The sequence below is a fragment of the Anaerosphaera aminiphila DSM 21120 genome, assembly GCF_900129925.1.
Lineage (GTDB): Bacteria > Bacillota > Clostridia > Tissierellales > Peptoniphilaceae > Anaerosphaera > Anaerosphaera aminiphila.
On the sequence record NZ_FQXI01000004.1, the window covers coordinates 72,395 to 98,532 of the forward strand.

Genomic DNA, 26,138 nt, shown 5'->3' on the forward strand with positions numbered 1-26,138 from the left:
CTATCAAATGAATTCAAAGTCAATCATTTTTTTATTAAATTTTCATTACTTTAATCCTTTAAAAAAACTATATTTTAGCTGAGTATATAAACTACAATTTCCGGCAACAGTATTAGAGCTATAGTTGCAATAGGCTGACAGACTGCGTAGTATGGTGTAACGCTGTCGTCAGATATAGACACCAATACATTTAGTGACGGCGCCGACGTCATCGCCCCTGTGGTCGCTCCTAGGGCTGCAAATAGTGGTAACTTAAATATATATCTGGAAATTATAAATGCCACCGTTATAGTTGCCACACTCATAATCGCCCCTATAATAAATATAACAAATCCATACTTACTTAAAATTTCTAAAAATCCATGACCTGCATTTAATCCATTGTATGCTAAAAATAGCGAAATACCTAAATCTCTTAGTGCCTTTAGTGTTTGAACCGGAGCTTCTAGAGATATTCTTCCAATATGTCCTGCATTTGATATTAAAAGTCCTGCAATTAATGCTCCTCCTGAATTTCTAAGTGAAAATGTAGATGTTGGCCCAAGTTTTAGCTCTATTCCTCCTATTAGTGCCCCCAAAACAACTGTAAGACAGACTACAAAAATGCCGGTTTTATCTATTAGTATTAATTTGTTTAAAGTATCTTTTTTATTGCTCTCAAAGTTAAATTCTCTTAGTTTTTCTAACTCTTTGGAAGTATCTACTTTAAATAACTTTGGTATTATCTGAACAAATAACACTATTGAAAGTGTTCCAAAAATATAAGTTATACCATAACCTACACTTGCTATTGCATCACCTGTTATCTCTATAGTTGAGCCTAGAGAAGAGGTAGATGTGAGAGCTCCTGAAGATATTCCCAGTGCCAGAGAAGTGGGCATACCTGTAATTTTAACTGTAAGTACTACCATTATTCCACCTAAAATTACAACTCCCAGGGATGTACAAACAAAGGCCAAAAAGTTTCTCTTTAAATTTTTAAAAAAAGATGAGCCTGCAACTAATCCAACACAGCCCAAAAATAAAACTATTCCCACATCTCCCACTACACTTGGCATAGTAAAGCCTAAGTGTCCGGCTACCAGAGCAACTACTAAAACCCCTGAAACACCCAACTGAACACCTGCTATTTTAATTCTTCCAACTAAAAATCCCAGTGCCAATATTAAAAAAACCAACATTACTTGATTGTTTAAGCTGCTTAAATATGTATCCATTAAATTCATAGGCTACCTCCTATAGTAATAAGTATAGTCATTTTTTATGCTTATTTTATTAATACCCTTAAATGCCTATATTTAAAAAGAGTTGATATAATCAACTCTAGTTATCTCTTAAAGCTTGCCTAATTCTTCTCTCTGAATCTTTTTTGGCAATAGCCTCTCTCTTGTCATATAGTTTTTTACCTCTTGCCACAGCTAGTTGAACTTTTACTCTACCCCTATTTAAGTAGAGTTTTAGTGGTATTAGAGTATATCCCTTAGTCATTATATCTCTTTCAAGTCGTCTTATTTCATCTTTATGAAGTAGCAACTTCCTTTTTCTAAGAGGATCTACATTGTATATATTTCCCTGTTCATAGGGACTTATATGCATATTTTCAACAAAGACTTCTCCGTTTTTTATCTCTGCATAGGAATCAGCAATGTTTGCCTTTCCCTTTCTCAGAGATTTAACCTCTGTTCCCTTTAGTTCAATACCTGCTTCAATTGTATCTTCTATATAATAATCATGTCTTGCCTTTCTATTTGTGGCAAGAGCACCTTCTACTTTTTTAGCCATTTAATCACCTGCTATTTCAAAGTCTATAGTACCTCTAGTCGTATTTGTATTTACAACTTTTACTTTGACTCTATCCCCTATTTTGTAAACTTTCCCTGTGTCTCTACTAACGGCCGTATATTCATTTTCATTAAACTCATAGTACTCGCTCATTCTCTGATAGCTAATTAAACCCTCTATAGTGTTGTCAAGTTGAGCAAACATTCCAAAACTTGTAATTGAAGAAATAAATGCAGGATACTCCTCTCCAATTTTACTTTCCATATATTCTGCCATCTTAACAGATTCAACCATTCTCTCTGCCTCTTGTGCAGTACGCTCTGTGGCAGATACATGTTTTGCTACTTCAGGTAAAACTGAATTTAAATAGTCAACTCTACCATCAGTTAACTTATTATTTAAAACATCTTTTATTATTCTGTGTATTGTCAAATCTGAATATCTTCTTATTGGAGCTGTAAAGTGAGAATAGTACTTGGCAGCAAGTCCAAAGTGAATTTCTCTAACCTCGGAATACCTGGCTTTTTTAAGACTTCTAAGTACCAGTGTACTTACAAAAATACTCTCGTCTTTTCCCTTTACTTCATCTATTAATTCTTGAAAGCTCTTTGAATCTAAATTTTGAGTGTTTAGTTTATATCCCAAGTGTCGTATAACTGCATTTAGTGTAGTTATTTTTTCCTCTTCCGGTTCTTCGTGAATTCTATATAAAAAGGGAATTTCCATCCAAAAATATTGCTCTGCAACAGTTTCATTGCACACTAACATAAACTCTTCTATTAATTTATTTGCAACTCTTCGTTCTTCCCTGTTTATTTCCACAGGTCTGCCATTTTCATCTACTATTATTTCAGCCTCAGGAAAGTCAAAGTCTATTGCTCCACGGTCCATTCTCTTTTTTCTCAAAATATTGGCAAGTTCATCCATACTCTTAAGTTCTTCTTCTAAACCAAGAACACTTTCATCAACTCTAATACCTTCAATAAAGTCAGACACATCATCATATATAAGTCTCTTATTAGAACAAATTACACTTTCAACTATCTTATTGTTAACCACTTTTCCCTTTTTGTCTATTTCCATAATTACAGAGAGTGTAAGTCTGTCAAGGCCTTCATTTAAAGAACATATTCCATTTGACAGTTCTTCAGGAAGCATTGGCACTACTTTGTCTACTAAGTATATGGAGTTTCCTCTTCTATAAGCCTCATTGTCTATTTCATCGGCCTCTTTTACATAGTGAGATACATCTGCAATGTGAACTCCCAAACTTAAATTTCCATTGTCCAGTTTTTCTATAGAAACTGCATCGTCAAAGTCCTTTGAATCTCTTCCATCAATTGTAAATGTCTTTAATGCTCTTAAATCTTCTCTTCCTTCTAAGTCACTTTCTACTACAGAATTTGGAATATTTGAAGCTAACTTAAGAGTTCTCTTGTCAAATTCCATTGGCAAGTCTAAACTGGCTGCAATACTTAGTATGTCCACTCCTCTTTCATCTGCATATCCAAGGACTTGTATTACTTTGCCCTCCGGTTTTTTATTCTTTTCAGGCCACTTTTCTATTTTTATTATTACTTTTTGCCCGTCTCTTGCACCGGACATTTCTTTCTTTGGAATAAATACATCATAGGAAAACTTATCTTCATCGGGAATTACAAATCCAAAACTCTTTTTATCTTGAAATGTTCCAACTAATTTTTCGTTTGCTCTTTTTACTACAGCAATTACTACTGCTTCTGCACTGTCGCCTTTTTTATTTTCTGACATTTTGACAATAACTTCATCGCCATCTAGTGCAGAGCGCATATTATCACTTGATATAAATATATCTTCATCTTCTTGAAGTAAAAATCCAAACCCTCTTTTATTACCCTGTACTATTCCCTTTCGGTAATTTTTGTTGTCAATTGGAATGTATTTTTTCCCGTCAAAATAAAGATCTCCACTTTTTTCCAATTCTCTAAGTAACTTGTTGAAATCTAATTTTTCTTTGTTTTTAATATTAAATTTTTTCATGATTTGCTCTCTAGTCATAGGAGCTAAATCCTTTATTGATTCAAAAATTTTCTCTTTTATCATTATAGTTTTGCCCCATATGAAGTATTTTTAAATAAGTCGGAATCATATGAAGTAATATTTTCAGATTTTTGGTTATATCTAATTTTTGAAAGTTCAATTAATTTTGTAATTAGCTCTTTAAAGGAAATTCCACTTTCTTCCCATAGGTAAAACGCCAAAGAACCGGGAAGAGTGTTTATTTCATTTACATAGATATTATCCCCATCTAATAAAAAGTCTATTCTGGCATCTCCCATTGCATCAATTGCTCTAAATGCAAGTTTTGCATATTCTTCAATTTTTAATCTAAGTTCATCTGAGATATCTGCAGGAAGATTTTTCTTTTGATTTTTCATTCCCTTTGAGCCCTTTGCACCTGAAACGTATTTATCTTCATATTTAAGTAAGTCTTTCCAACCTATTGGCTCTTCACAAGCAGATACGATAACTTCATTTTCATAGCCTAAAACTGCCGCATTTATCTCTCTTGGATTTTCTACAGCTTTTTCAACTAATACTTTTCTGTCGTATCTTATTGCAACTTCCACAGCCTCGATAAAGCTCTCTCTGTTTTTAGCCTTGTTTATTCCCACAGATGAGCCAAGGTTCGCCGGTTTTACAAATAAATTATAGCCCAGTTCTTCTGCCTTATTTATTATTCTTTCCCTGTCTTCCCAATCTTCCCTATAGAAGTAAAAATAATCTGTCATTGGAATATTCTCTGATTGAAATACTTTTTTCATTATTACCTTGTCCATTCCCACTGCTGCAGGCATTACAGAACATCCCACATAGGGAAGAGATATTAGTTCAAGTAGCCCTTGAAAACATCCGTCTTCTCCATAAGTTCCATGAAGTGCTGGAAATACAATATCTATCTTTGAATAAACTTCCAATCCTTCACTTTCTTTTCCAAACAATCCTGATTTTTTAGAAGCCACTGTATATAAATTATTATCTCCATTATAGCCCTTAAAAAATACTTCCACAGCTTGAGAAAAATCACTGTTTTTAAAATTTGAAAAATCTTTTAGAGATTCTCCTGATAGAAATTTTCCATCTTTTGTAATGTATAGTGGAATCGGATTATACTTTGTCTTGTCCATATTTTCCATTATTTGCATTCCTGTAATTACAGAAACTTCATGCTCTACACTTCTACCCCCAAATACAACTGCTATATTTTCCATATACTCTCCTTAATCCTCACTGTAGTTATCAGGCAAGTCATTTTCAATTAACACTACATCTCCAACTTTTGTCAAGTGAGCTGATACTGACGTAGCCTCGGCTAAACTGTTAACTACAAATACGTTTTTCATATTGTATTTTGAATCTGACAGTCCCCTATATATTGGCTCTGTTCTCTTTTTGCCAACCAGTATTACAAAATCGCAAACTTTTGAAATTTCAAAACCTATTTTATAGTTTTCTTCTTCTTCCATATCTCCAAGCTCTACCATTCCCGGAGTTATTATTATCTTATTTCCATTTTTAAACTCGTTAACTACATCCAGAGCTGCTCTGAATCCAACAGGATTTGAATTAAAAGCATCATCTATTACTATTACACCTGTTCCGCCATCTACTATATTTAGTCTGTGCTCCACAGGTTCTACCTTTTTTACTCCAGATGCTATTTGCTCCAAGCTAAGTCCAAGTACGTAAGCTGCACAAGCTGCTGCAAGTAAATTTGAAATATTGTGAACTCCCAACAACTTACTTTCACAAGCCACTTCTCCTAGCTCTCTTATTACCAATGTAAAACTTGAGCCCTTTTCACTTACCTCAATGTCTTTTGCATAGACATCCAATTTTTCAATGTCCTTAGTTCCATATCTAATAGTTTTCTTTTCAGTTTTATCTGCCAATTCCCTTACATATTCATTGTCATAGTTAAATATTGCAACTCCGTCTTCCGGTAAGTCTTCTATTAATTCATACTTTGTTGCCATTATGTTCTCTATAGTCTTAAATAAGTGCATATGGGTTGGTCCAATTGCCGTAATTATACCTATGTCAGGTTGAACAAGCCTTGCAACTTCATCTATTTCACCTTTTTTGTAAGCACCAAGTTCTGCAATAAAAACTTCGCTCTCCTCTGTGAGTTCATTGTTTATTACCTTTGAAAGTCCCATTGGAGTGTTGTAAGAAGAAGGGGTATTTTTTACTCTCAGTCCCTCTGATAAAATTACATCGGCAATTACCTTCGTTGAGGTCTTTCCAAAAGAACCAGTAATACCCAAGACTTTTAAGCCTGACTCTTTTTTTAAACCTTTAATTTTCTCCTGTGCTGAAGTATAAAATCCCATATTAATTTTTTCTTCTCTTGGAATTGAAATCTTATTTGAAAGTATAATTACTCTGTATTCAAAATAATATAATAAAACTCCTAATGCAATTAACACTAATACTGTTAAGATAAAATTATTAGTTGCTTCATAGGTAATATTTGTAATAAGCGCTATAAATACTAAAATTACAATATTTAGTATTCTGTGAATTTTAAAAAGTCTCTTTGCCCTATCTGTCCATACAAGAGGAGTCTTTTCTTCAGTGTTTACCTTTGCCAAATGGTTTTTTAATTTTAAAAGACTCTCACCTTCTGATAAATTTATTTTGTACCAAAATTTATTTACTTTATCCTTGTTTTCTCTTATCCAATTTTTATAAGCTGTATTGTCATATCCTTCAAGTTGCAACATATGCAAAGGGTAATTACTTCTTATTACTCCAAAATAATACGTAATACAAAATACTATAAACTCAGCTATATATATTTTTACCATGTCTTCTCCTATCCTAAGAAGGAACTCATAACTGCACTGAAAGTTCCATAATCATCTATATAACTATAGTGTCCTGCATTTTTTAGCACTACAAGTCCACTATCCTTTATTTCTTTTTCAAAAATTTTCGCCATATATAGAGGCACATCTTCGTCTTTTTCGCCCCAAACTATAAGTGTTGGAGCCTTTATTTCTTTAAAGTGCTCTCTCGTCGATTCATTTACTACCTTTACAAAAGTCTTTCTCATTATTCCATCAGAGTTTTGATAGTCATCTGAGCCAAATTTTTCATAGAACTTCTTTATTCCCTCAGTGTTACTATTCCAAAAAAATAACTTAGTATATATAAATCTAAGTAATTTAAAAGAATACACCTTTAAATAATAACTAAAAGTTCTCTTTGGTATTATACCTGATGCATCTATTAGTATTAACTTTTCCACCATCTCAGGATGATTTGCTGCAAAAACACTTAAAGTTTTTCCACCGAAGGAATGTCCTATAAACGTTGCCTTCGATATATTTTTTAACCTTAAAAACTCAACTAGATATTTTTCATAGTCATAAGTTGAAAGAACTTCATCAGGTTCATCACTATCTCCAAATCCGGGAGCATCATAAGCGTAAATCTTATATTTTTTTGGAGCAGTATTTACAATAGGCATAATAGACTCTATATTTGCTCCCCACCCATGGAGTATTACTAGGGGTTCTCCCTCCCCCTGTTCTATATAACTAAGTTCAGTAGATAAAACTTTTATCTTACTCTTCTCCATTTTTCCTCCAAAAGATTATTTTTTCAAATCTTCTTCATCTATATATACTATATTATCTGTATCTCTTTTTTCAAAATCTTCTGTCTTTTCAACAGTGCTGCCACTGCCAAGTTTTATTTTCAAAGCTTCTATTTTAGCAACTACCCTATCTATTTCCAATATCTCATCTTCAATATAGCTGTTGGTATAATTGCTCAGCTTGTTGTGCTCACTATAAAAAGCTTCTCCTATATTTCTATATAAATCTGAAAGTTTTCTCTCTTCTTTTGAAATTTCAAGCCTTAAGAGAGTTTGTTCCTTTAATTCTTTTGAGTTAAATTGTATTTTTTTAGCTACTTCGCCTACATTTTCTCTTAAATTATCCAAATTCTCAGATAAATTATCTAATAAAGACATAAATTTCACCTCTAATCTTTCTTATTATATCAAAGAATTGCTATTTTTTAAATGTTTCAACTAAATCAATGTGGGTAAATAATTTATATTATTGTTAGGAGGATTTTTGTGGAAAAATTAAGACTTTATATTGCTACTTACTGTCCATACTCTAGAAGAGTAACTTTTTTTATAAAAGATCACAATTTACAAAATATAGAAATAGTTGACATCAATAAGGACAAAGAAGCTAGAGACTACCTCAATAGAGTTGGGGGTAGAAGCCAAACACCCTGTCTGTTCATTGGAGAAAAACCTCTCTATGAATCAAATGATATAATTAACTACCTATATAGAAATTTTGTAAAAGAATAATTTATATTTAAGCTGGAGGAATACATGGAAAATTTGAAATTATTTGTTGGAACATTTTGTCCATTTTGTGTAAAAGTTGAAAGATTTATGGAAGAAAATAATATTAAAAATGTGGACATTGTAAATATTGACACTGATGTAGAAGCTAGAAACTTTTTAGTTGAACATGGCGGAAAAAGACAAGTTCCCTGCCTATTTGCAGGTGACAAACCACTTTACGAGTCAAATGATATAATAGAATTTTTAAAAAAGACCAGCTTATAAGCTGGTCTTTTAGTTTATTTCACAAATTAAAATATCTCCACTTCCACTTAACTCTACTTTTTCTTCACTTTGGATTAATATAGCGCTAAACTCTTCAAATGCACTTCCATTTGCCATTAATTTTGAATTAAAGTTAAATATTATCATTTCTTTAGAATTATTTTCAACTTCTCTTATTCCGTTTACTTTAAGAGAGTACATATCTCCATCTAGCTCACTTTTAATAATTAAGTTATAGTCCCTAACTTTACTATATCCTGTTACGCTATCTGAGCCTTTAAATTCATAGACTTCATAGGGTTTTAAGTTGATTTCATCTTCTGAATTCATCATCTTCATATCTCCATCTAGGGGAGTTATATATCTGGTAAATCCACTGTAGTCAGTAAATACACTCTTATCTAAATCACAAGTTGCCGAAGAAATTCTATAGTCAAAATTTCTCTTTGAAACACTGGCGTCAGCTGGGCTAATATAAATTTCAGATGTTGTTCCGCCACTCCAGTCTGTAGTTATAAATTCACTTTTTTTAATTTTTTTCATAATTTACACCTCATTTTTTATTACAACGGTAAAAATTTTGATGCCAGTCCAAAGTATATTAACAGTACTACTGAGTCAATTATAGTAGTAATAAGTGCAGAAGCCATTATTGCAGGGTCTAAATTTACTCTCTTTACAAGCATTGGAAGTGTAGCTCCCAAAAACTTTGACAACACTACTGTAATTAACATTGTAAATGAAACTAATATTGCAATTACTACAGGTGTTTTTGCAATAAATATAAGTCTTAAAAAGTTTACAAAACTAAGTATTGAACCGCAAATAAGTCCGACTTCAACTTCCTTAAGCATAACTTTAACTGAATCTGAAAGTCCGATTTCCCCTGTTGCCAGTGCACGAATAACTGTAGTTGAAGATTGAGAACCGGAATTCCCTCCTGTGTCAGTCATCATTGGAATAAATGTATTTAAAATCATATACTCCACTAAAATATAATTGTACCTATTAATTATTCCACCTGTAAATGTAGCAGAAATCATTAAAATTAACAGCCAAGGAATTCTGTTTTTTGAAAGTTGCCAAGGTGTTTGGTCTAAGTATTCATCTTCAGATGGATTAATTGCAGCCATCTTGTGAAAGTCCTCAGTTGTCTCCGCTTCAACTACATCCATTATATCGTCAAATGTTATAATTCCACACAGTCTATGCTCGCCATCTACTACGGGAAGTGCAATATACCCATATTTTATAAAAGCATCTGCTACTTCTTCTCTGTCATCTAATGTATTTACACTTACTACGTCTTCTATCATTATATCTTTTATCTTCTTATCTTCATCAGATATTACAATAGTTCTAAGAGACACAAACCCTATTAACATTTTATATTCATTTTCAACGTAACAGGTATAGATGGTCTCCTTGTCCATTCCAACTTCTTTTATGTGCTCCATTGCCTCTTTAACAGTCATATCTTCTGTAAAGTTCACATACTCTATAGTCATTATCGAGCCGGCGGAGTCTTCAGGATATCTTAAAAATTCATTTATTAATTTTCTTTCGCTGGCTGGCGTATTCTTTAAAACTTTCGTCACAACGTTAGCCGGCATTTCTTCCAATATGTCAATTCTGTCGTCAAAGTTCAATTCTTCTATTATTGAGTTAAGTTCGGGCTCTGTAATAGAAGTTACTATTCTAAGTTGGTCATTTAGCTCCATATATGAAAATACTTCTGCACTTTTTTCTTTAGGAAGCATCCTAAACACTAAGAGCATGTCCTTATCTTCCATGTCTTCAATTATTTCAGCTATATCTACAACATTTTTTAATTCTGAGACAGATTCTTTTAATTCTTTTATTTCTTTTTTATCAATTAAGTCTTTAAAATATTCTCTATACTCTTTATATTCTTGATATTCCATGGATTTGCATTCGCCTCACTTTCGCACAATCTTTTTAATCTATTCAAATATAACATAAATAGAGGTGTAATTCAAAGCTTAGAAAGATACTGTAACTCTGGAAACTTCAAATTTCAACACTAAACCAACTTTTACTTTTAAAATTTTTAACAATTATTTGATATTATAAACTCTTAGGAATATAATTAATAAGACTAAATTTTAAGGGGTACTATATGGAAAAGAATAAAACGACTTACGGATTGCCCACAGCTATAGCTATGATTGTGGGAATCGTAATCGGCTCTGGAATATTTTTTAAAGCCGATGATATTTTAATTGCCACTGGAGGCAATGTTAAATTGGGATTATTAGTGCTTTTAATTGGCGCTACAGCAATAATCTTTGGATCTCTATCCCTTTCTGAATTTGCATTTAGAAGTACTTCTACGGGAGGTTTTGTAGGGTATTTTGAGGAATTTATAAGTTCAAAAACCGCTTCGGGATTTGGATACTTTCAAACATTTATATACTATCCTTCAATTGCAGTTGTAGTATCTTGGGCAAGTATTATATTTGGCTCTATGATTTTTAATGTGTCACTTTCTTTAGAAGTACAGCTTTTAATTGCATATTTACTGCTAATAACATTAATTTTTACAAATACAGTTTCAAAGAGATTGGGAGGATACTTTCAAAATGTTTCAACAGTAATAAAATTAATACCGCTATTTACTATTGCAATAGTTGGAATATTTTTTAAGGGATCACCTCCTGAAATTCCACAAGGCGTGCCACTTGTGCTACCTAAGTCTGTGGGGATAAGTTGGATTACTTCCCTTGCACCAATTGCATTTTCCTTTGACGGTTGGCCAATAGCAACTTCTATTTCTCAAGAAGTTAAAAATCCGCAAAAGACTATGCCAAAGGCTCTGGTAACTGCTCCAATTTTAATTTTAATATCCTATTTACTCTACTTTTATGGAATTACAAAAATATGTGGTCCCACTTATATTATGACTATGCAGGACTACTCCGTATACAAAGTCTCAGAGTTAATATTTGGAGATCTTGGTGCTAAAATTATGATTACATTTATAACCATTGCCATTATGGGCGTTGTAAATGGTGTACTACTTGGGGGAATTAGAATGCCTCAAGCTCTTGCTGAAAAAAATATTTGCTTTAATAAAAGCGTGGCAAAAGTTGATGAGAAGTATGGACTTTCAATTAAATCTTCAATAATATTTGCACTTATTTGTACTGTCTGGATGTTTATACACTATATAACTCAAAAGTTAAATTTGCTAAATGAAAGAGATGTTTCAGAAATAGCCATAGTATTTGGAAATGCCGTAAACATATTACTCTATTTAAAAGTTTTAAATTTTTATAAAAGCGGTGAAATTGAAAGTAAGCTAAGAGGTCTTATTGCTCCAATATTTGCAATTATCGGCTCACTTATTATACTCTTTGGTGGAATTATTTCCTCACCACTTTACATTGGAGTATATTTAATTGTATGTCTGTTAGTATTTTTACTGGGATTTTATAAAAATAAATAATTTTAAAATTTAAGTGCTATTAAAATATCTTTTAACATTAATACAAACCCTGTTTATGGAGATAAGCAGGGTTTTAAATATTTAACACGCCTTTAAAGTGTTAAATTACTATATTTATTTTTTTGGCACCTTGTTTAAAATCAAATATAGAAATATAATTAGAGATAGGTGATTTTATGAACAGAAAAAAAGCGAAAAATATTCTTTCTATTAACAATTTAAAAAAAATTCTAATTATAACAGTGGGCGTTTTTATTATAAGTCTTGGGTTGTACTTCTTTATGATTCCCAATAACTTAGCTGCAGGAGGAGCTACTGGCTTTGCAATTTTAATTTCTTCCTTCCTGAAAAAATTGCCCATTAGTTTAATAATTTTACTCTTAAATATAATTTTAAATGTAACCGGAATAATATTTATTGGCAGAGAATTTGGAGCCTATACTATTTATGCTTCAGTGATTCTCTCCCTATTTTTAAGAATTTTTGAAGTTTTTATCCCAATTACAAGTCCAATTTCTGATGACTTGTTTATAAATTTAATTTTTGGAATTTTACTACAGGGCGTAGGAGTAGGATTGGTAATAAATACTGGGGCCTCAACAGGTGGAACAGACGTCCTTGGAAAAATTATTGAAAAGTACACAAGATTGTCCTTTGGAACGAGTTTGGCAATAATAGACGGATTTATAACTATAGGGGCAATACTTAGATTTGGACCTACAGTGGGAATGTATGCTTTACTTGGGGTTGCAATGAACTCTTTAATTATTGACAAAATGTTACAGGGCTTTAACTCAAAGTACAATATAACTATAATTTCAGATAATGTAGATGTAATAAATAAGTTTATATTAAACGACATTACTAGGGGCAGTACTATTTACTCTGCTGAAGGAGGCTATTCAAGTGCTCCTAAGAAAATTTTAACAACAGTTGTAGATAGAAAAGACTATATTGTACTTCGTGAATTTGTAAGGTCAATTGACGAAAAAGCTTTTATGTTTATATATCCGGTCTCAGAAGTAGAAGGCGAAGGATTTACATATGATTAAATCCATAAAAAACGTGCTGAATTTTCAGCACGTTTTTTTAAACTTCTATTTGCCAACCCTCTGGTCCTTTTTTTCTAGCCCATTGAATATCTGTAAGCTCATCATATAGGTGTTGGCTCACTTTTCCAATTTCTCCATTATTTATAACTACTTTTTCGCCGTTGTAAAAAAGTTCTCCTACAGGACTTACTACCGCTGCAGTTCCCGTTCCAAATACTTCTAGCAACTTCCCTTTTTTGTGAAGGTCCATTATTTCATCTATTGCTATTTTCTTTTCAACTACTTTTTGTCCTTCAGCTTTTAAGAGTTCTATTATGGACTTTCTGGTTATTCCCGAAAGTATACTTCCGTTTAATTCAGGTGTTATTATTCCATCGTCAGTTACAAAAAATATATTCATTGAACCAACTTCTTCAACGTATTTTCTATCTACACCATCAATCCACAAAACTTGAAAATATCCATTTTCTTCAGCTTCAATTTGACTCTTTAAACTTGCTGCGTAATTTCCTCCGGCCTTTGCAGTTCCAATTCCACCTTTTACAGCACGAACATACTTGTCCTCAACGTAAATTTTCATTGGTGCCAAACCATCTTTGTAGTACGGTCCACTTGGGCTTAAAATTATCATAAGCAAGTATGAATCACTTGGATGAACTCCAAGTTTTGGCTCTGTAGCTATTATAAAAGGTCTTATATAAAGCGACGCTTCCTTTGAATCCGGAACCCAATCTCTTTCAATATCTATTAATTTTTTTAAAGCTTCCATCATAAATTCTTCATCTACTGGCGGAATACAAAGTCTATCATTTGACTCATTCATTCTCTTAAAGTTTTCATCTGCTCTAAACAAATATACTTTTCCATCATTTTTATAAGCTTTTAATCCTTCAAATATTGTCTGTCCATAGTGAAGCCCCATTGCTGAAGGTTGAATCTCTATATTTCCGTAGGGGACAATTCTTGGATCATTCCATCCGTTTTTTTCATCATAGTCCATAAGAAACATATAATCTGTAAAATACGTTCCAAATCCAAGTTTGTTTTCATCTTTAATTTTTTCTTTGAGTTTTAAACTCTTCTCAAACCTAATATCCATATTCCCCTCCATTTTTAAGTAAATAATTTTACGCCACTTTTCTTAATCATAAATTATAGCACCTTTAGCACGTTGCCACAACATAATTTAACTACCATCATATAGCTATTACCACTATTGTCTCTAAAACAGTAGTGGTAATAAATTATATTTTAATTAAACTATTCCAATACTGCTCCCTTGTCAGAGCTGGTAACCAGTTTTTGATACCTTCCAAGCCAACCTTTTATAGGTTCTCTTTCCTTTGGAATAAAAGTTTTCATTCTGGCATTTAGTTCATCGTCAGTTATTTTTAAGTTTAAGGAATAATTTGGAATGTCTATTTCAATAATGTCGCCTTCTTTTATTATTCCTATTTCTCCTCCGGCGCTTGCCTCAGGAGATACGTGTCCAATTGACGCTCCTCTTGATGCACCTGAAAATCTTCCATCTGTAATAAGTGCTACAGATTTGTCCAATTTCATTCCGGCAAGGGCACTTGTCGGATTTAACATCTCTCTCATTCCAGGGCCGCCCTTTGGACCTTCATACCTAATTACCACTACATCACCGGCTTTTATTTCTCCACTGTAAATTGCCTTAATGGCGAATTCTTCACAGTCAAAAACTCTAGCCGGTCCCTCGTGTACAAGCATTTCATCTGCTACGGCACTTCTCTTAACTACTGCACCTTTTTTTGCTATGTTCCCCCATAAAATTGCCAAGCCACCTGTTTCACTGTATGGATTATCTATAGGTCTTATAATATTAGTATCCCTTATAAAAGAATTTTTAATATTTTCTCCTACTGATTTTCCCGATGCAGTTATTAAACTGGTGTCAAGTAATTCCCTCTTAGTCAGTTCTTTTTGCACTGCTCCTATTCCACCTGCAAAATATAGCTCTTGCATATGAGTAGGTCCTGCCGGTGCAAGGTGACAGAGATTTGGAACTCTTTCACTTACTTCATTTATTAAATTTAAGTCCAGTGGCACTTCAGCCTCGTGAGCTATAGCCAATAGATGAAGCACAGTATTTGTTGAACAGCCCAAAGCCATATCACAAACTAGAGCATTTTTAACTGACTTGTCATTTATAATATCCCTTATTTTTATATCTTCTCTTAATAAATCCATTACAGCCATTCCACTTTTCTTTGCAAGTGCAAGTCTTTCAGAATAAACTGCCGGAACAGTTCCATTTCCTGGAAGTGCAAGGCCTATTGCCTCAGAAAGACAGTTCATACTGTTTGCTGTGTACATTCCGGCGCAACTTCCACAAGTTGGACAGGAATTGTGTTCAAATTCAGATAGTTTTTCTTCAGTAATCATTCCCGCTTTAAAACTTCCCACAGCTTCAAACATAGAAGACAAACTTATTTCATCTCCTCCATTTAAACCCGCCAACATCGGTCCTCCACTTACAAGTACTGTTGGTAAATTCAACCTAAGTGCACCCATAATCATTCCCGGAACTATTTTGTCGCAGTTTGGAACCAGTACCAGTGCATCTAATCCGTGGGCAATTGCCATTGATTCAAGGCTGTCTGCTATTAATTCTCTACTTGGAAGGGAGTACTTCATTCCAATATGTCCCATTGCAATTCCATCACATACACCTATTGATGGAATCATTATTGGAGTTCCGCCATTCATTAAAACTCCCGTCTTTACACTTTCAACCATTTTATCTAGGTTGACGTGTCCCGGAACTATCTCACTAAAGGCACTTATTACACCCACTAAGGGTCTATCAAGTTGTTCTTTGACATATCCCATGGCGTAAAATAAACTCCTGTTAGGCGCTCTCTCTACCCCTCTTATTACATCATCACTTCTTAAGTTCATAAATACTCCCCTATTTTTTAACCTTTATTTTTTTAACCAGCTCATCATATCTCTTAGTTCTTTTCCAACTTCTTCAAGTTGATGTTCACTTTCTTTTCTTCTTGTAGTTAAGAAGTTGATTTTTCTTCCAGATGAGAACTCTGTCATAAAGTCACTTGCAAATTTTCCTGTTTGAATGTCATTTAAAACTTCTTTCATATTTTGTTTTGTCTCATCAGTGATAACTCTCTTTCCAGCTACATAGTCGCCATATTCAGCTGTATTTGATATAGAGTATCTCATTCCTGCAAATCCACCTTCGTTGATCATGTCAACTATTAGCTTCATTTCATGTATACATTCAAAATATGCCATTTCAGGTTCATATCCGGCTTCTACAAGAGTTTCAAATCCAACTTTCATAAGTTCCGTAACGCCACCGCAAAGTACAGCTTGCTCTCCAAATAAATCTGTCTCAGTTTCTTCTTTAAATGTAGTTTCAAGAATTCCAGCTCTTCCAGCTCCGATTCCGGATGCATATGCCAGTGCTTTTTCCTTTGCCTGTCCTGTGGCATCTTGGTAAACTGCAATTAGTGAAGGAACTCCATGACCTAACTCATACTGACTTCTTACAGTATGTCCAGGTCCCTTTGGTGCTACCATTATTACATCTATGTCCTCTTGAGGAGTTACTAAATTATAATGTATGTTAAATCCGTGAGCATACATTAATGTATTTCCCTTTTCCATATTTGGCTCTATTTTTTCATGATATAGGTCTGCTGATATTTCATCTGGTACAAGCATCATAACCATGTCAGCTTTTTTTGCAGCTTCTTCTACGTTATATACTTTTATTCCAAATTCTTCTGCAACTTTTCTTGATTTGCTGTTTTCACCAAGTCCAACTATAACATTAACTCCACTTTCCTTTAAGTTCAGTGCATGAGCATGTCCTTGACTTCCAAATCCCATTATTGCCACTGTCTTATTTGCCAACATCTCTAAGTTACAATCTTTATCATAATATTTATTTACCATTTTTATATCCCCCTAAATTCTCTTCATACCAGTTACGCCGGTTCTGCAAATTTCCACTATCTCATAATCTTCTTCCAGTACTTTTAAAAAGGCATTGATTTTTACAGGTTTACCTGTCAACTCAATTATCATACTGCTTGGCGATAAGTCTACCACACTTGCCTTGTATATCTTTGCAATTTCTGCAATCTCTGCTCTGTTAGTTTCGTCTGTCTTTACCTTTACAAGTACAATTTCTCTAAATACACACTCTCTTTGATCCAGCACTTCTATATCTCTAACTTCTTCTAATTTATCAGTTTGAGATACAATTTGGTGCAGTTCATTTTTCTCTACAATAACTGTTAAAGTTATTCTTGAAAAATCCGGATCATCTGTTGCCGATACTGTAAGTGTCTCTATGTTAAATCCCCTTCGGGCAAACAGTGAAGAGATTCTCGCCAATATCCCTGCGTTATTTTCTACTAATATGCTTATAACTTCAAAACTAGCCATCTCACCACCCCAATATTAAGTCTTCTACAGTTCCACCTGCTGGTATCATAGGTAAAACTACTTCATCTTCATTTATCTTAACTTCTATTATTGTTGGACCATTTTGTTTTACACTATCATCAAAGCTATTTCTAAATTCTTCAATGTTACTGCAACTATACCCCTTGGCCCCAAAGGCATCAGCTAATTTAACGTAGTCAGTTTGTTTGTCATAGTCTGTCTGACTATATCTGTCACTATATAAAAAGTGTTGCCACTGTCTAACCATTCCCAGTTTATTGTTGTTCATTACAATAGTTATAATTTTTATTCCATACTTTACAGCAGTGGTAACTTCATTCATATTCATGTGAAAAGATCCATCTCCCGTTATTAAAACTACAGGTCTATTTGGATTTGCAAGTTTAGCTCCAATTGAAGCTCCATATCCAAATCCCATAGTTCCAAGCCCCGCACTTGTAAGGAAACTTCTTGGATTTGTCTTTCCACAGTACTGAGCTGCCCACATTTGATGTTGTCCTACGTCTGTAACTATAATAAAGTCCTCTCCCAGCACTTCAGATACGTACTTCATAACTTGGTGAGGTTTTATTTCATCTTCGCTGTCTTCGGGAACATAGTCTTTTTCTTTGTACTTTCTAAGAGTGGCTAACCACTCACTTCTGTTTCTCTCTTCAATTAGAGGAAGTAAATTCTTTAAAATTACTTTTATATCTCCAACTATTCCAAAGTCAACAAGTACATTTTTATCTATTTCACTTTTGTCTATGTCAATTTGGACAATTTTGGCATTGGGAGCAAAGTGTTTAGTATTTAATGCAACTCTATCTGAAAATCTTGCTCCTATGGCAAGTACTAAGTCTGCATTTTCCATTGCATAATTACTGCTAACTCTGCCATGCATTCCAACCATTCCAAAGTTGAGTTCATCTTCATATCCAAGTACACCTATTGCCATAAGTGTATTACAGGCAGGGATTTTATTTTTATTAATTAAATCTCTAAGCTCTTTATAGCTCTCTGAATTTGTAACCCCACCACCACAGTATATAAACGGCCTCTCTGATTTATTTATAAGTTCAGCAAGTTTTTCCAACTCACCTTCATCAAAACTTTCATTTTTTTGAATTTCCAATCTCTCTTTTGGCTCATACTCTGTATAGCTAAGGATTATATCCTTTGGAACATCTACAAGAACCGGTCCTTTTCTTCCCGTATTTGCAATTTTAAAAGCTCTTCTTATAGTATCTTGTAGTTCACTTATGTCTCTTACTACAAAATTGTGCTTTGTTATTGGCATTGTTATTCCGGTGATGTAAATTTCTTGAAAACTGTCTTTTCCAATTAAACTTGTTGGTACATTTCCTGTAATGCACACCATTGGAATACTATCCATGAAGGCAGTTGCAATTCCCGTGACAAGATTTGTAGCTCCCGGTCCACTGGTTGCCAAAGCTACTCCGGTTTTACCCGTGCTTCGTCCATAGCCGTCTGCAGCATGTGCAGCTCCGCTTTCATCACATGTCAATATATGATTAATCTCATCTCTATAATCATAAAGAGCATTGTATATATCTATTACGGCACCACCTGGATATCCGAAAATAGTTTCAACACCCTCGTCTATAAGTGTTTTTATTATTATATCTGCTCCTTTATATTCCACACAATCACCTTCCTTAAGCACTTACTAAATTATTCTTCTACTTTAACCCAAGCTCTTTTCCCGTTCCATTCCAGCTCTACCTTTAAATCATAGAGTCCTGACAGATTTTCACTTGTCAAAACATCTTCTTTTAATCCTGATTTGTAAATTTTCCCATCTTTTATCAGCATTACATTTGTTATAAATTCCATAATTTCATTAATGTCATGAGTTATATAAATTAAATTTGTTTGCTCATCTATTTTTTCCAAAGTTCTAAGCAAATTTTCTCTTTGATATAAATCAAGTGATGCACAGGGTTCATCCAGTATTAGTACTCTTGGATTTGAAATTAAACTTCTCACAACCAGTACTTTTTTTCTCTCCCCCTGTGATAAATTTCCATATTTTTTATCTGACAAGTTCCCTAGAGAAAATTTTTTAATATAGCCAACAGTTTTTTCAAATTCAAATTCTCTTACTTCGTCATAAATTCCTATGGTCTTTTTTATCCCTGACAGAACTATGTCAAAGACACTTTGTTTATTTAACACCTCGTCAAATCTGTCCATTGTAGAAGATACTATTCCTATTTGACTCTTTACAGTGTTCCAATTTCCCCTTCCAAACTCTGTTCCAAAAGCACTTACGCTTCCCCTTGAGGGTACTGTATATGCCATTAACATTGAAAAAAGTGTAGACTTTCCCGAGCCGTTTGGTCCAAGTATTGCCCAGTTTTCACCACTGTTTAATTTAAAACTCACATTGTCTATTATCTTCCTATCATCTCTAATAAATGATACATTTTTATATTCAATCATTTTATTCTCTTAATCACTTCTCTTGTAATTTCTTTTGTTCCCAAGTAGTTTTCACTGTCTAAGTCAAAAGTTCTAAATCCCTCTTCTAACACTTCTTCCACTGCTCTTTCAATAATAAGTGCTTCTCTTTCCATTTTAAAAGAGTACCTAAGCATCATTGCACAAGATAGTATTGTAGCAAGTGGATTTGCCAAATTTTTCCCGGCAATGTCAGGTGCTGAACCGTGAATCGGCTCGTAAAGTCCAAGTTTTTCTCCCAGACTTGCCGAAGGTAAAAGTCCAATAGATCCTGAAATTTGACTTGCCTCATCTGATAGTATGTCTCCAAATATGTTGTTTGTAAGGATACAGTCAAAAGATGACGGATTTCTGACTAATTGCATTGCAGCATTGTCCACATACATAAAGTCCAGCTCTACATCACTATACTCTGCTGCAACCTTTTGAACTACCTCTCTCCAAAGCTTTGAAGAGTCCAGTACATTTGCCTTGTCAACTAAGGTGACTTTTTTTCTTCTAAGTCTGCTCATTTCAAAGGCATATCTGGCAATTCTCTCTATTTCAACTTCATTGTATCTCTCTTCATCATAAGCCGTTTTTATTCCATTTTCTATAAGTGTATCTCTCTTTCCAAAGTATATTCCACCCATTAGTTCCCTTACTATTACAATGTCCACATCTTTAATGTACTCAGGTTTTAAAGGAGAATTGTCTTTTAAAGAGTCGTATATTTTACAAGGTCTTAAATTGGCATATACTTCAAGAGATTTTCTAAGTCTTAAAAGTCCCTTTTCAGGTCTTTTTTCCGATTCAATTTCATCCCACTTCTTTCCGCCTACTGCTCCCAGTAAAATTGCGTCTGAACTTTTACAAATTTCTTCAGTTTCTCTTGGAAATGGATCGTCATAGTTGTCAATGGCATCTCCTCCAACTTTTGCAAAGTTGTATTCAAATTCCACATTTGAAATTTCTTCAATTTTATTTAGGACTTCAATGCCGCAATCTACAACTTCAGGACCTATTCCATCCCCTTTTAATACAGCTATTTTCTTTTTCATAGGCGGTGTTTCTCCTCATATTCTTCAATTTTATCAAGATGTGTCAATATTTCTTCTATACTGTCTTCACCTTTTAAAAGTTTTTCTCTAAATGCCTCTTCAAAATCAAATTGAAATTTTACATCTCCACAAGCTACACTTCCCTCGGCAAGATCTACTGTAACTTCTTCTCCCTTATTTACTTCTTCTATTAATTTAATTCTATCTTCTCTACTTAATACAATTGGAAGATTTAAATTATTAATCCAGTTCATGTAAAATATTGGAGAGTAGCTGCCCGCTATTACTACTTTAAATCCATAGTCTTGTAGCGCCCATGCTGCATGTTCTCTAGATGAACCACAGCCAAAGTTTTCACCTGCTATTAAAATTAAATTATCTTTTTTATCTTTTTTATTTAGTTCAAAATCTTCTATTTCCATTCCGGATTCATCATATCTCCAAGGAAAAAATAGTGCATCTTCAAATCCCGTGCGCTTTGTAGTCTTTAAAAAGTTTTTGGGGATTAGTATGTCTGTGTCAATGTTGTCTTTAAAAATTACACTTGCCTTTGACTTTACAGTATTAATTTTTTTATTCAATTTCCACCCTCCCCGCAACTGCACACTTTGCTGCCATATATGGAGACATTAAATGTGTTCTGGACAAGTGTCCCTGTCTTCCTTCAAAGTTTCTATTTGAAGTTGAAGCACAGTGAACTTTCTCTTCAATTTTATCTTCATTCATAGCTAAACAGTAAGAACAACCCGGCATTCTAAATTCACATCCCGCATCTAAAAATATCTTGTCCAGTCCCTCTGCTTCACACTGTTTTTTAACGGGCATTGACCCGGGAACTACTATACACTTTATATTTTTATGAACCTTTTTTCCCTTTAAAATCTCAGCTGCTATTCTCATATCTTGCATTCTTCCATTTGTACAAGATCCTATAAATACAACTTCAATTGGTACATCTTCCACCGTCATATTCGGTTTTAAATCCATGTAGTCATAAGCTTTTTTAAGCTCTTCACTTGTAATTTCAGGAAACTTTTCATCAATGGAAACTGTCATTGAAGGATTAGTTCCAAAACTCACTTGAGGTTTTAAATTTGTAACGTCTACTTCCTTAATCTCATCGTATAATTCTTCACTGTCTGTAAAAAGTGTATTTACATATTCTAAATACTTTTCGAAGTCCGCTCCCTTTGGTGTGTATTTTCTATTTTTTATATAGTCTATAGTCTTTTCATCAGGTTTGATAATTCCAAATTTAGCACCTGCTTCTATTGCCATATTACAAAGTGTAAGTCTGTCTTCCACTTCCATATTTTCTATAGTGTCTCCATAAAATTCAAGAGCATAACCTGTTCCAAAAGAAGTTGAGTATTTTTTTATAAGGTGTAAAATTACATCTTTTGCAGATACATTGTCAGAAAGCTTTCCCGTAATTTTAATTCCCATAGTCTTTGGTCTTTTTTGCCACAGACACTGCGTTGCAAATACTTCTTCAACTTCGCTGGTTCCAATTCCAAAGGCAATTGCTCCCATAGCTCCATGTGTAGCCGTGTGACTGTCGCCGCATACTATAGTTTTTCCCGGAATACTAAGTCCCATTTCCGGACCTACCATGTGAACTATGCCATTATACTCACTGTCCATATCATATAGTTCAATTCCGTACTGCTTACAATTTCTCTCCAAACTGTCGAGTTGCTCAACTGACAGTTCATCTCCAATATTACTTCTGTGTTCTTTTATAGTGGGAGTGTTATGGTCCATTGTAGCAAATGTCCTATCCGGTCTTCTAAGTTTTCTATTTTTCAACCTCAATCCTTCAAAAGCTTGAGGTGATGTAACTTCATGAATTAAATGAAGATCTATATACAACAAGTCTTTTTCATCTTTAGATACAATAACGTGTTCATCCCAAATTTTATCAAATAACGTCTTCACTTACTTCACCTCCATTAAATTGATTTACAGCACTTATATAGGCAAGGATTCCCGATTTTATTATGTCACTGCTAATTCCCTTTCCTGCATAAGTTCTTCCGTTGTTTTCAACTTTTATAATTGTTTCTCCTAGAGCGTCTTTGCCCTGAGTAACTGAGTAAATCGAAAATTCTTTTAACTTTATTTCAGAACCTGTAATTTTTGCCATACAGTCAAAAGCTGCATCTATAGGTCCCTTACCTGAACCCACCATTTCAATTATCTCGTCTTTTTTCTTTACTTTAATAACTGTCTTTGAATCTTTTCCATCACTGGTAAAGGCATTGTAGTCTACTAGTTCATATCCATCTTCAACATTTTGAAGTTCTCGCACCATTATTGCTCGAATGTCCTCATCAAATACAGTTTTCTTTAAATCTGACAACTCTTTAAATTTAATAAATAATTTTTCCAGTTCATCGCTCGTTACTTCATATCCCAGTTCATTTAACTTGTCTTTAAGGGCGTGTTTACCTGAGTGTTTTCCAAGTACTATAGAATTTTTATTTAAACCTATAGACTTTGGATCCATAATTTCATAAGTTGTTCTCTCTTTAAGTACTCCATGTTGATGAATCCCCGACTCATGTGCAAATGCATTTTTTCCAACTATTGGTTTATTAGGACTAATTTTCACTCCTGTTATTTGTGCAAGTAAGTTTGAAGCGTTCATAATTTCTTCAGTTACTATATTTGTATCTTTTTTATAGTAGTCCCTTCTAGTTTTTAGTGCCATGACCAGTTCTTCCAAGGCTGTATTTCCAGCTCTTTCTCCAATTCCATTTACCGTACATTCAACTTGCGTTGCTCCGGCTTCTATTGCAGAAAGTGAATTTGCCACTGCAAGTCCCAAGTCATTGTGACAGTGAACTGAAATGTCTATATTTTCAATCCCCTTAGTTCCCTCTTTAACTCTTTTTATAATGTCAGCATATTCATTTGGCGTAATGTAGCCAACAGTATCTGGAATGTTAATCGTAGTAGCTCCCGCCTCTATAGCTACTGCAAAGACTTTACATAAAAATTCAACATCGCTTCTAGTGGCATCTTCAGCTGAAAATTCTATGTCGTCACACTTACTTTTTGCATAGCTTACATACTTTTTTACTTTTTCTAAAACTTCTTCTTCACTCATTTGAAGTTTGTACTTCATGTGAATTTCGCTAGTTGCTAAAAATATGTGCAATCTTGGTTTTGCAGCAAATTTTACAGCATCATAAGCAACATCAATATCATTCTTTACACATCTTGCCAAAGATGCAACTGTGGAATTTTTTATGGCTTTGGATAATTCTTCAACTGATTTAAAATCCCCCGGAGAAGAACTGGCAAATCCTGCTTCAATAATATCCACTCCAAGTCTTTCCAGTTGTCTTGCCATTTGAATTTTTTCATTTAAATTCATGGAACAACCCGGTGATTGCTCACCATCTCTCAAAGTAGTGTCAAAAATCTTTATCATTAATTCTTCCCTCCTAATAAAAAAGCCCAGAGAATTAGTATTCTCTGGGACGAATTATCGCGGTACCACCCACATTATTGAAATAAATTTCAATCGCTCTTAATTTTATAACGGTTATTAGCCGTCACCTCCTAATAGACTTCAGAGATGAAGCGAGAAAATGAGTCGTATTTTTTTTAGTTGTCCCCTTTCACCAAACAGAGACTCTCTACAAACTTTTAAAAATACCGGTTTTCCCGTTGCTTTATGGTAATTAGGAGTTATTATACTATAATTATTTCACACTGTAAAGCATTATTTCAAAGTTTTATTTTTGACAACGTTTCTATTTTTTTATTTTTTGCGTTTTTATAACTTATTTTAAAGCCACATAAATTGCTATTTCCGCACTGTCCATACTCTCATTTAAATACTCTTCAAAATCTCCTGTATAGCTTCTTTCAAGGTCCATTTGCCAAATTTCACTCCATGCTTTTGAAACTGCAGTTGACATATTTCCCCTAACTAAAAATCTGGCATATTTTCCACTTGGAATTACTTTTGAAATAAAGTTTAAATTTTTTTCACTTGGCGCATCATACCCAATAGTAAAGTCATATTCCAATTTTTCACCTGACACGTCTGTGTTTTTATAGTTAGAATATAGACAAATTGGATATTCGCTTTTCTTTTCTACTATATTTTTATAAATTCCCTCTTCTATAAACCTACTCCAAAGTCCTCCTATTACCTCACTTGCTCTTGGATCTGAGTTCCCTGTCTTTTCACTTATCCCCACTACAGTTTTACCTTCTAAATTTACAATTTCATATTTCACTTTACTGCCTCCTTATTTAATTTATGTTAAATATATCATTGTGTTAAGACAGTAGAATGTCATATTATAAATACTTATTTAAATTATTTTTAAGTTCTTCTCTCACTAAGTCCACTACAAATTCAGGAGATAGAACCTTACAAAAACTTCCATAGGATAAAATATTAGACAGTAGTTCATCAACTCCAATCTTTAAAGATACTATGTAGTTCCCCTTGGAGTTTTGCTCATAGTTTTCATATTCCTCCACTACATAAAAAGACAGTGCACTATCTATTTCCAATATAACTTCAATTTTTTCATCTTTGTTTTCACTATAATCTAAATTTAAAGGCAGTGTATCTTTTAGATTGTTCTCGAATTTTTCTCCAGTCATACTTACACTTTTCATTCTCTTTAATTTAAAAAATCTATAGTCCTCTCTGGTTTCACAATATCCATATAAGTACCAATCCATTGACTTATAAAGCAATTTTATAGGTCTTACAACTCTAACTATTCTCTGATTTTTTAAATTATAGTAGTCTAACTTTAACTTTTCAGAAAAAATAATAGCTGACTTAATTAAATCAAATGTGTCCTTTGAAATTTTTCTATCTTTCCACCTTGAAAAGTCCACTTCCAACCAATCAGCTTGGGTACTTTTAAAAAGCCCTAACAGTTTGTTAATAGTAGATTGACTGTTCTTCTCATTTTGTAAATTTGTAAATGCTCTTAAAGATGCCACTATTTCACTTTTTTCATCATCAGATAAAAATACTTTATTTAAAGTGTAGTCCGGCAGGAGAGATATTCCTCCATTTTTGCCCTTCTTCATATAAATCGGAATATTTGCAAGGGACAACTCATCTACATATCTATATATTGTCCTTGTGGAAACATTAAAGTACTCTGCAAATTCTGCTGCAGATACAACTTCTCTATAGAGGAGTATATATAGCATTTCAAACATTCTATTTAATTTCAATGATGTCC

The 26,138-nt window shown here is 33.5% G+C and carries 25 protein-coding genes and 1 other annotated feature; of the genes, 4 read left to right on the forward strand and 21 right to left on the reverse strand.

Going from position 1 to position 26,138, the window contains the following annotated elements; genetic code table 11:
• Nucleotides 1-74: 74 nt before the first annotated feature.
• The 7 genes from BUB47_RS04100 to BUB47_RS04130 all read right to left on the reverse strand — a co-directional run bounded on the left by BUB47_RS04100 (nucleotide 75) and on the right by BUB47_RS04130 (nucleotide 7,804).
• Nucleotides 75-1,226: an aspartate-alanine antiporter-like transporter gene (locus BUB47_RS04100; protein WP_200779474.1), complete on the reverse strand. Its 1,152-nt coding sequence runs from the start codon at nucleotides 1,224-1,226 to the stop codon at nucleotides 75-77.
• A 97-nt stretch (nucleotides 1,227-1,323) separates the two neighbouring features.
• Nucleotides 1,324-1,782: an SsrA-binding protein SmpB gene (gene smpB / locus BUB47_RS04105; protein WP_073184032.1), complete on the reverse strand. Its 459-nt coding sequence runs from the start codon at nucleotides 1,780-1,782 to the stop codon at nucleotides 1,324-1,326.
• Nucleotides 1,783-3,864 carry a ribonuclease R gene (rnr, locus tag BUB47_RS04110; protein WP_073184033.1) on the reverse strand — a complete coding sequence of 694 codons (2,082 nt, stop codon included), beginning with the start codon at nucleotides 3,862-3,864 and terminating at the stop codon, nucleotides 1,783-1,785.
• On the reverse strand, nucleotides 3,864-5,033 hold the full coding sequence (locus BUB47_RS04115) for a D-alanine--D-alanine ligase family protein (RefSeq protein ID WP_073184035.1): 1,170 nt from the start codon (nucleotides 5,031-5,033) through the stop codon (nucleotides 3,864-3,866). The genes rnr and BUB47_RS04115 overlap by 1 nt, the downstream gene beginning before the upstream one ends.
• A gap of 9 nt (nucleotides 5,034-5,042) precedes the next feature.
• A complete protein-coding gene (locus BUB47_RS04120) occupies nucleotides 5,043-6,632 on the reverse strand; it encodes a UDP-N-acetylmuramoyl-tripeptide--D-alanyl-D-alanine ligase (RefSeq protein ID WP_073184037.1) in 1,590 nt (529 codons plus the stop codon).
• Nucleotides 6,633-6,640: 8 nt separating this feature from the next.
• Nucleotides 6,641-7,408 (reverse strand): alpha/beta fold hydrolase, encoded by a 768-nt coding sequence (locus tag BUB47_RS04125; protein WP_073184039.1) that lies wholly within the window; start codon nucleotides 7,406-7,408, stop codon nucleotides 6,641-6,643.
• Between the two features lie 15 nt (nucleotides 7,409-7,423).
• On the reverse strand, nucleotides 7,424-7,804 hold the full coding sequence (locus BUB47_RS04130) for a hypothetical protein (RefSeq protein ID WP_073184041.1): 381 nt from the start codon (nucleotides 7,802-7,804) through the stop codon (nucleotides 7,424-7,426).
• A gap of 108 nt (nucleotides 7,805-7,912) precedes the next feature.
• Here BUB47_RS04130 and BUB47_RS04135 point away from each other — a divergent pair, with 108 nt between their 5' ends.
• Both BUB47_RS04135 and BUB47_RS04140 read left to right on the forward strand, forming a co-directional pair.
• Entirely contained in the window at nucleotides 7,913-8,158 is a 246-nt protein-coding gene (locus BUB47_RS04135) for a glutaredoxin family protein (RefSeq protein WP_073184043.1), read from the forward strand.
• A 24-nt stretch (nucleotides 8,159-8,182) separates the two neighbouring features.
• Nucleotides 8,183-8,422: a glutaredoxin family protein gene (locus BUB47_RS04140; protein WP_073184045.1), complete on the forward strand. Its 240-nt coding sequence runs from the start codon at nucleotides 8,183-8,185 to the stop codon at nucleotides 8,420-8,422.
• A gap of 9 nt (nucleotides 8,423-8,431) precedes the next feature.
• Here BUB47_RS04140 and BUB47_RS04145 read toward each other — a convergent pair whose 3' ends face one another.
• Nucleotides 8,432-8,965: a HutD family protein gene (locus tag BUB47_RS04145; RefSeq protein ID WP_073184047.1), complete on the reverse strand. Its 534-nt coding sequence runs from the start codon at nucleotides 8,963-8,965 to the stop codon at nucleotides 8,432-8,434.
• A 20-nt stretch (nucleotides 8,966-8,985) separates the two neighbouring features.
• The gene (mgtE, locus tag BUB47_RS04150; RefSeq protein WP_073184049.1) at nucleotides 8,986-10,347 is read right to left on the reverse strand and encodes a magnesium transporter; all 1,362 of its coding nucleotides are present in this window, start codon (nucleotides 10,345-10,347) and stop codon (nucleotides 8,986-8,988) included.
• A gap of 215 nt (nucleotides 10,348-10,562) precedes the next feature.
• Here mgtE and BUB47_RS04155 point away from each other — a divergent pair, with 215 nt between their 5' ends.
• Together BUB47_RS04155 and BUB47_RS04160 are read left to right on the forward strand one after the other, a co-directional pair.
• Nucleotides 10,563-11,891 carry an APC family permease gene (locus BUB47_RS04155; RefSeq protein WP_073184051.1) on the forward strand — a complete coding sequence of 443 codons (1,329 nt, stop codon included), beginning with the start codon at nucleotides 10,563-10,565 and terminating at the stop codon, nucleotides 11,889-11,891.
• Between the two features lie 176 nt (nucleotides 11,892-12,067).
• A complete protein-coding gene (locus BUB47_RS04160; RefSeq protein ID WP_073184052.1) occupies nucleotides 12,068-12,943 on the forward strand; it encodes a YitT family protein in 876 nt (291 codons plus the stop codon).
• A 37-nt stretch (nucleotides 12,944-12,980) separates the two neighbouring features.
• Here the strand turns inward: BUB47_RS04160 and BUB47_RS04165 are convergent, their stop codons facing one another.
• The 12 genes from BUB47_RS04165 to BUB47_RS04220 all read right to left on the reverse strand — a co-directional run bounded on the left by BUB47_RS04165 (nucleotide 12,981) and on the right by BUB47_RS04220 (nucleotide 26,130).
• On the reverse strand, nucleotides 12,981-14,042 hold the full coding sequence (locus BUB47_RS04165) for a branched-chain amino acid aminotransferase (RefSeq protein ID WP_073184054.1): 1,062 nt from the start codon (nucleotides 14,040-14,042) through the stop codon (nucleotides 12,981-12,983).
• 161 nt (nucleotides 14,043-14,203) lie between these two features.
• Nucleotides 14,204-15,868: a dihydroxy-acid dehydratase gene (ilvD, locus tag BUB47_RS04170; RefSeq protein WP_073184056.1), complete on the reverse strand. Its 1,665-nt coding sequence runs from the start codon at nucleotides 15,866-15,868 to the stop codon at nucleotides 14,204-14,206.
• 24 nt (nucleotides 15,869-15,892) lie between these two features.
• Entirely contained in the window at nucleotides 15,893-16,888 is a 996-nt protein-coding gene (gene ilvC, locus BUB47_RS04175; protein ID WP_073184058.1) for a ketol-acid reductoisomerase, read from the reverse strand.
• A gap of 12 nt (nucleotides 16,889-16,900) precedes the next feature.
• On the reverse strand, nucleotides 16,901-17,383 hold the full coding sequence (gene ilvN, locus BUB47_RS04180; RefSeq protein ID WP_073184059.1) for an acetolactate synthase small subunit: 483 nt from the start codon (nucleotides 17,381-17,383) through the stop codon (nucleotides 16,901-16,903).
• Nucleotide 17,384: 1 nt separating this feature from the next.
• Nucleotides 17,385-19,049 carry a biosynthetic-type acetolactate synthase large subunit gene (gene ilvB, locus BUB47_RS04185; RefSeq protein ID WP_073184061.1) on the reverse strand — a complete coding sequence of 555 codons (1,665 nt, stop codon included), beginning with the start codon at nucleotides 19,047-19,049 and terminating at the stop codon, nucleotides 17,385-17,387.
• Between the two features lie 29 nt (nucleotides 19,050-19,078).
• Nucleotides 19,079-19,849 (reverse strand): ABC transporter ATP-binding protein, encoded by a 771-nt coding sequence (locus tag BUB47_RS04190; protein WP_073184063.1) that lies wholly within the window; start codon nucleotides 19,847-19,849, stop codon nucleotides 19,079-19,081.
• Nucleotides 19,846-20,907: a 3-isopropylmalate dehydrogenase gene (gene leuB / locus BUB47_RS04195; protein WP_073184065.1), complete on the reverse strand. Its 1,062-nt coding sequence runs from the start codon at nucleotides 20,905-20,907 to the stop codon at nucleotides 19,846-19,848. The genes BUB47_RS04190 and leuB overlap by 4 nt, the downstream gene beginning before the upstream one ends.
• The gene (gene leuD, locus BUB47_RS04200) at nucleotides 20,904-21,488 is read right to left on the reverse strand and encodes a 3-isopropylmalate dehydratase small subunit (protein ID WP_200779475.1); all 585 of its coding nucleotides are present in this window, start codon (nucleotides 21,486-21,488) and stop codon (nucleotides 20,904-20,906) included. Before leuD ends, leuB begins: the two co-directional genes overlap by 4 nt.
• Nucleotides 21,481-22,845, reverse strand: a complete 1,365-nt coding sequence (gene leuC / locus BUB47_RS04205; protein WP_073184066.1) for a 3-isopropylmalate dehydratase large subunit — start codon at nucleotides 22,843-22,845, stop codon at nucleotides 21,481-21,483. Before leuC ends, leuD begins: the two co-directional genes overlap by 8 nt.
• Complete coding sequence (locus BUB47_RS04210; protein WP_073184068.1) at nucleotides 22,829-24,346, reverse strand: 2-isopropylmalate synthase; 1,518 nt, start codon at nucleotides 24,344-24,346, stop codon at nucleotides 22,829-22,831. Before BUB47_RS04210 ends, leuC begins: the two co-directional genes overlap by 17 nt.
• Before the next feature lie 42 nt (nucleotides 24,347-24,388).
• Nucleotides 24,389-24,595, reverse strand: a binding site (T-box leader).
• Between the two features lie 106 nt (nucleotides 24,596-24,701).
• Nucleotides 24,702-25,163 (reverse strand): GyrI-like domain-containing protein, encoded by a 462-nt coding sequence (locus BUB47_RS04215; RefSeq protein ID WP_073184070.1) that lies wholly within the window; start codon nucleotides 25,161-25,163, stop codon nucleotides 24,702-24,704.
• A 64-nt stretch (nucleotides 25,164-25,227) separates the two neighbouring features.
• Nucleotides 25,228-26,130, reverse strand: a complete 903-nt coding sequence (locus BUB47_RS04220) for a helix-turn-helix transcriptional regulator (protein ID WP_073184072.1) — start codon at nucleotides 26,128-26,130, stop codon at nucleotides 25,228-25,230.
• Between the last annotated feature and the right edge of the window lie 8 nt (nucleotides 26,131-26,138).

Bases quoted from the DNA above. Each gene is read 5' to 3' on its own strand.
- rnr (WP_073184033.1), bottom strand. From the start codon at position 3,864: ATGATAAAAGAGAAAATTTTTGAATCAATAAAGGATTTAGCTCCTATG.
- BUB47_RS04100 (WP_200779474.1), bottom strand. From the start codon at position 1,226: ATGAATTTAATGGATACATATTTAAGCAGCTTAAACAATCAAGTAATG.
- smpB (WP_073184032.1), bottom strand. From the start codon at position 1,782: ATGGCTAAAAAAGTAGAAGGTGCTCTTGCCACAAATAGAAAGGCAAGA.
- ilvD (WP_073184056.1), bottom strand. From the start codon at position 15,868: ATGAACTTAAGAAGTGATGATGTAATAAGAGGGGTAGAGAGAGCGCCT.
- mgtE (WP_073184049.1), bottom strand. From the start codon at position 10,347: ATGGAATATCAAGAATATAAAGAGTATAGAGAATATTTTAAAGACTTA.
- BUB47_RS04165 (WP_073184054.1), bottom strand. From the start codon at position 14,042: ATGGATATTAGGTTTGAGAAGAGTTTAAAACTCAAAGAAAAAATTAAA.
- BUB47_RS04115 (WP_073184035.1), bottom strand. From the start codon at position 5,033: ATGGAAAATATAGCAGTTGTATTTGGGGGTAGAAGTGTAGAGCATGAA.
- ilvC (WP_073184058.1), bottom strand. From the start codon at position 16,888: ATGGTAAATAAATATTATGATAAAGATTGTAACTTAGAGATGTTGGCA.
- BUB47_RS04140 (WP_073184045.1), top strand. From the start codon at position 8,183: ATGGAAAATTTGAAATTATTTGTTGGAACATTTTGTCCATTTTGTGTA.
- BUB47_RS04155 (WP_073184051.1), top strand. From the start codon at position 10,563: ATGGAAAAGAATAAAACGACTTACGGATTGCCCACAGCTATAGCTATG.
- BUB47_RS04130 (WP_073184041.1), bottom strand. From the start codon at position 7,804: ATGTCTTTATTAGATAATTTATCTGAGAATTTGGATAATTTAAGAGAA.
- ilvN (WP_073184059.1), bottom strand. From the start codon at position 17,383: ATGGCTAGTTTTGAAGTTATAAGCATATTAGTAGAAAATAACGCAGGG.
- BUB47_RS04125 (WP_073184039.1), bottom strand. From the start codon at position 7,408: ATGGAGAAGAGTAAGATAAAAGTTTTATCTACTGAACTTAGTTATATA.
- BUB47_RS04120 (WP_073184037.1), bottom strand. From the start codon at position 6,632: ATGGTAAAAATATATATAGCTGAGTTTATAGTATTTTGTATTACGTAT.
- BUB47_RS04210 (WP_073184068.1), bottom strand. From the start codon at position 24,346: ATGATAAAGATTTTTGACACTACTTTGAGAGATGGTGAGCAATCACCG.
- BUB47_RS04190 (WP_073184063.1), bottom strand. From the start codon at position 19,849: ATGATTGAATATAAAAATGTATCATTTATTAGAGATGATAGGAAGATA.
- BUB47_RS04160 (WP_073184052.1), top strand. From the start codon at position 12,068: ATGAACAGAAAAAAAGCGAAAAATATTCTTTCTATTAACAATTTAAAA.
- BUB47_RS04145 (WP_073184047.1), bottom strand. From the start codon at position 8,965: ATGAAAAAAATTAAAAAAAGTGAATTTATAACTACAGACTGGAGTGGC.
- leuB (WP_073184065.1), bottom strand. From the start codon at position 20,907: ATGAAAAAGAAAATAGCTGTATTAAAAGGGGATGGAATAGGTCCTGAA.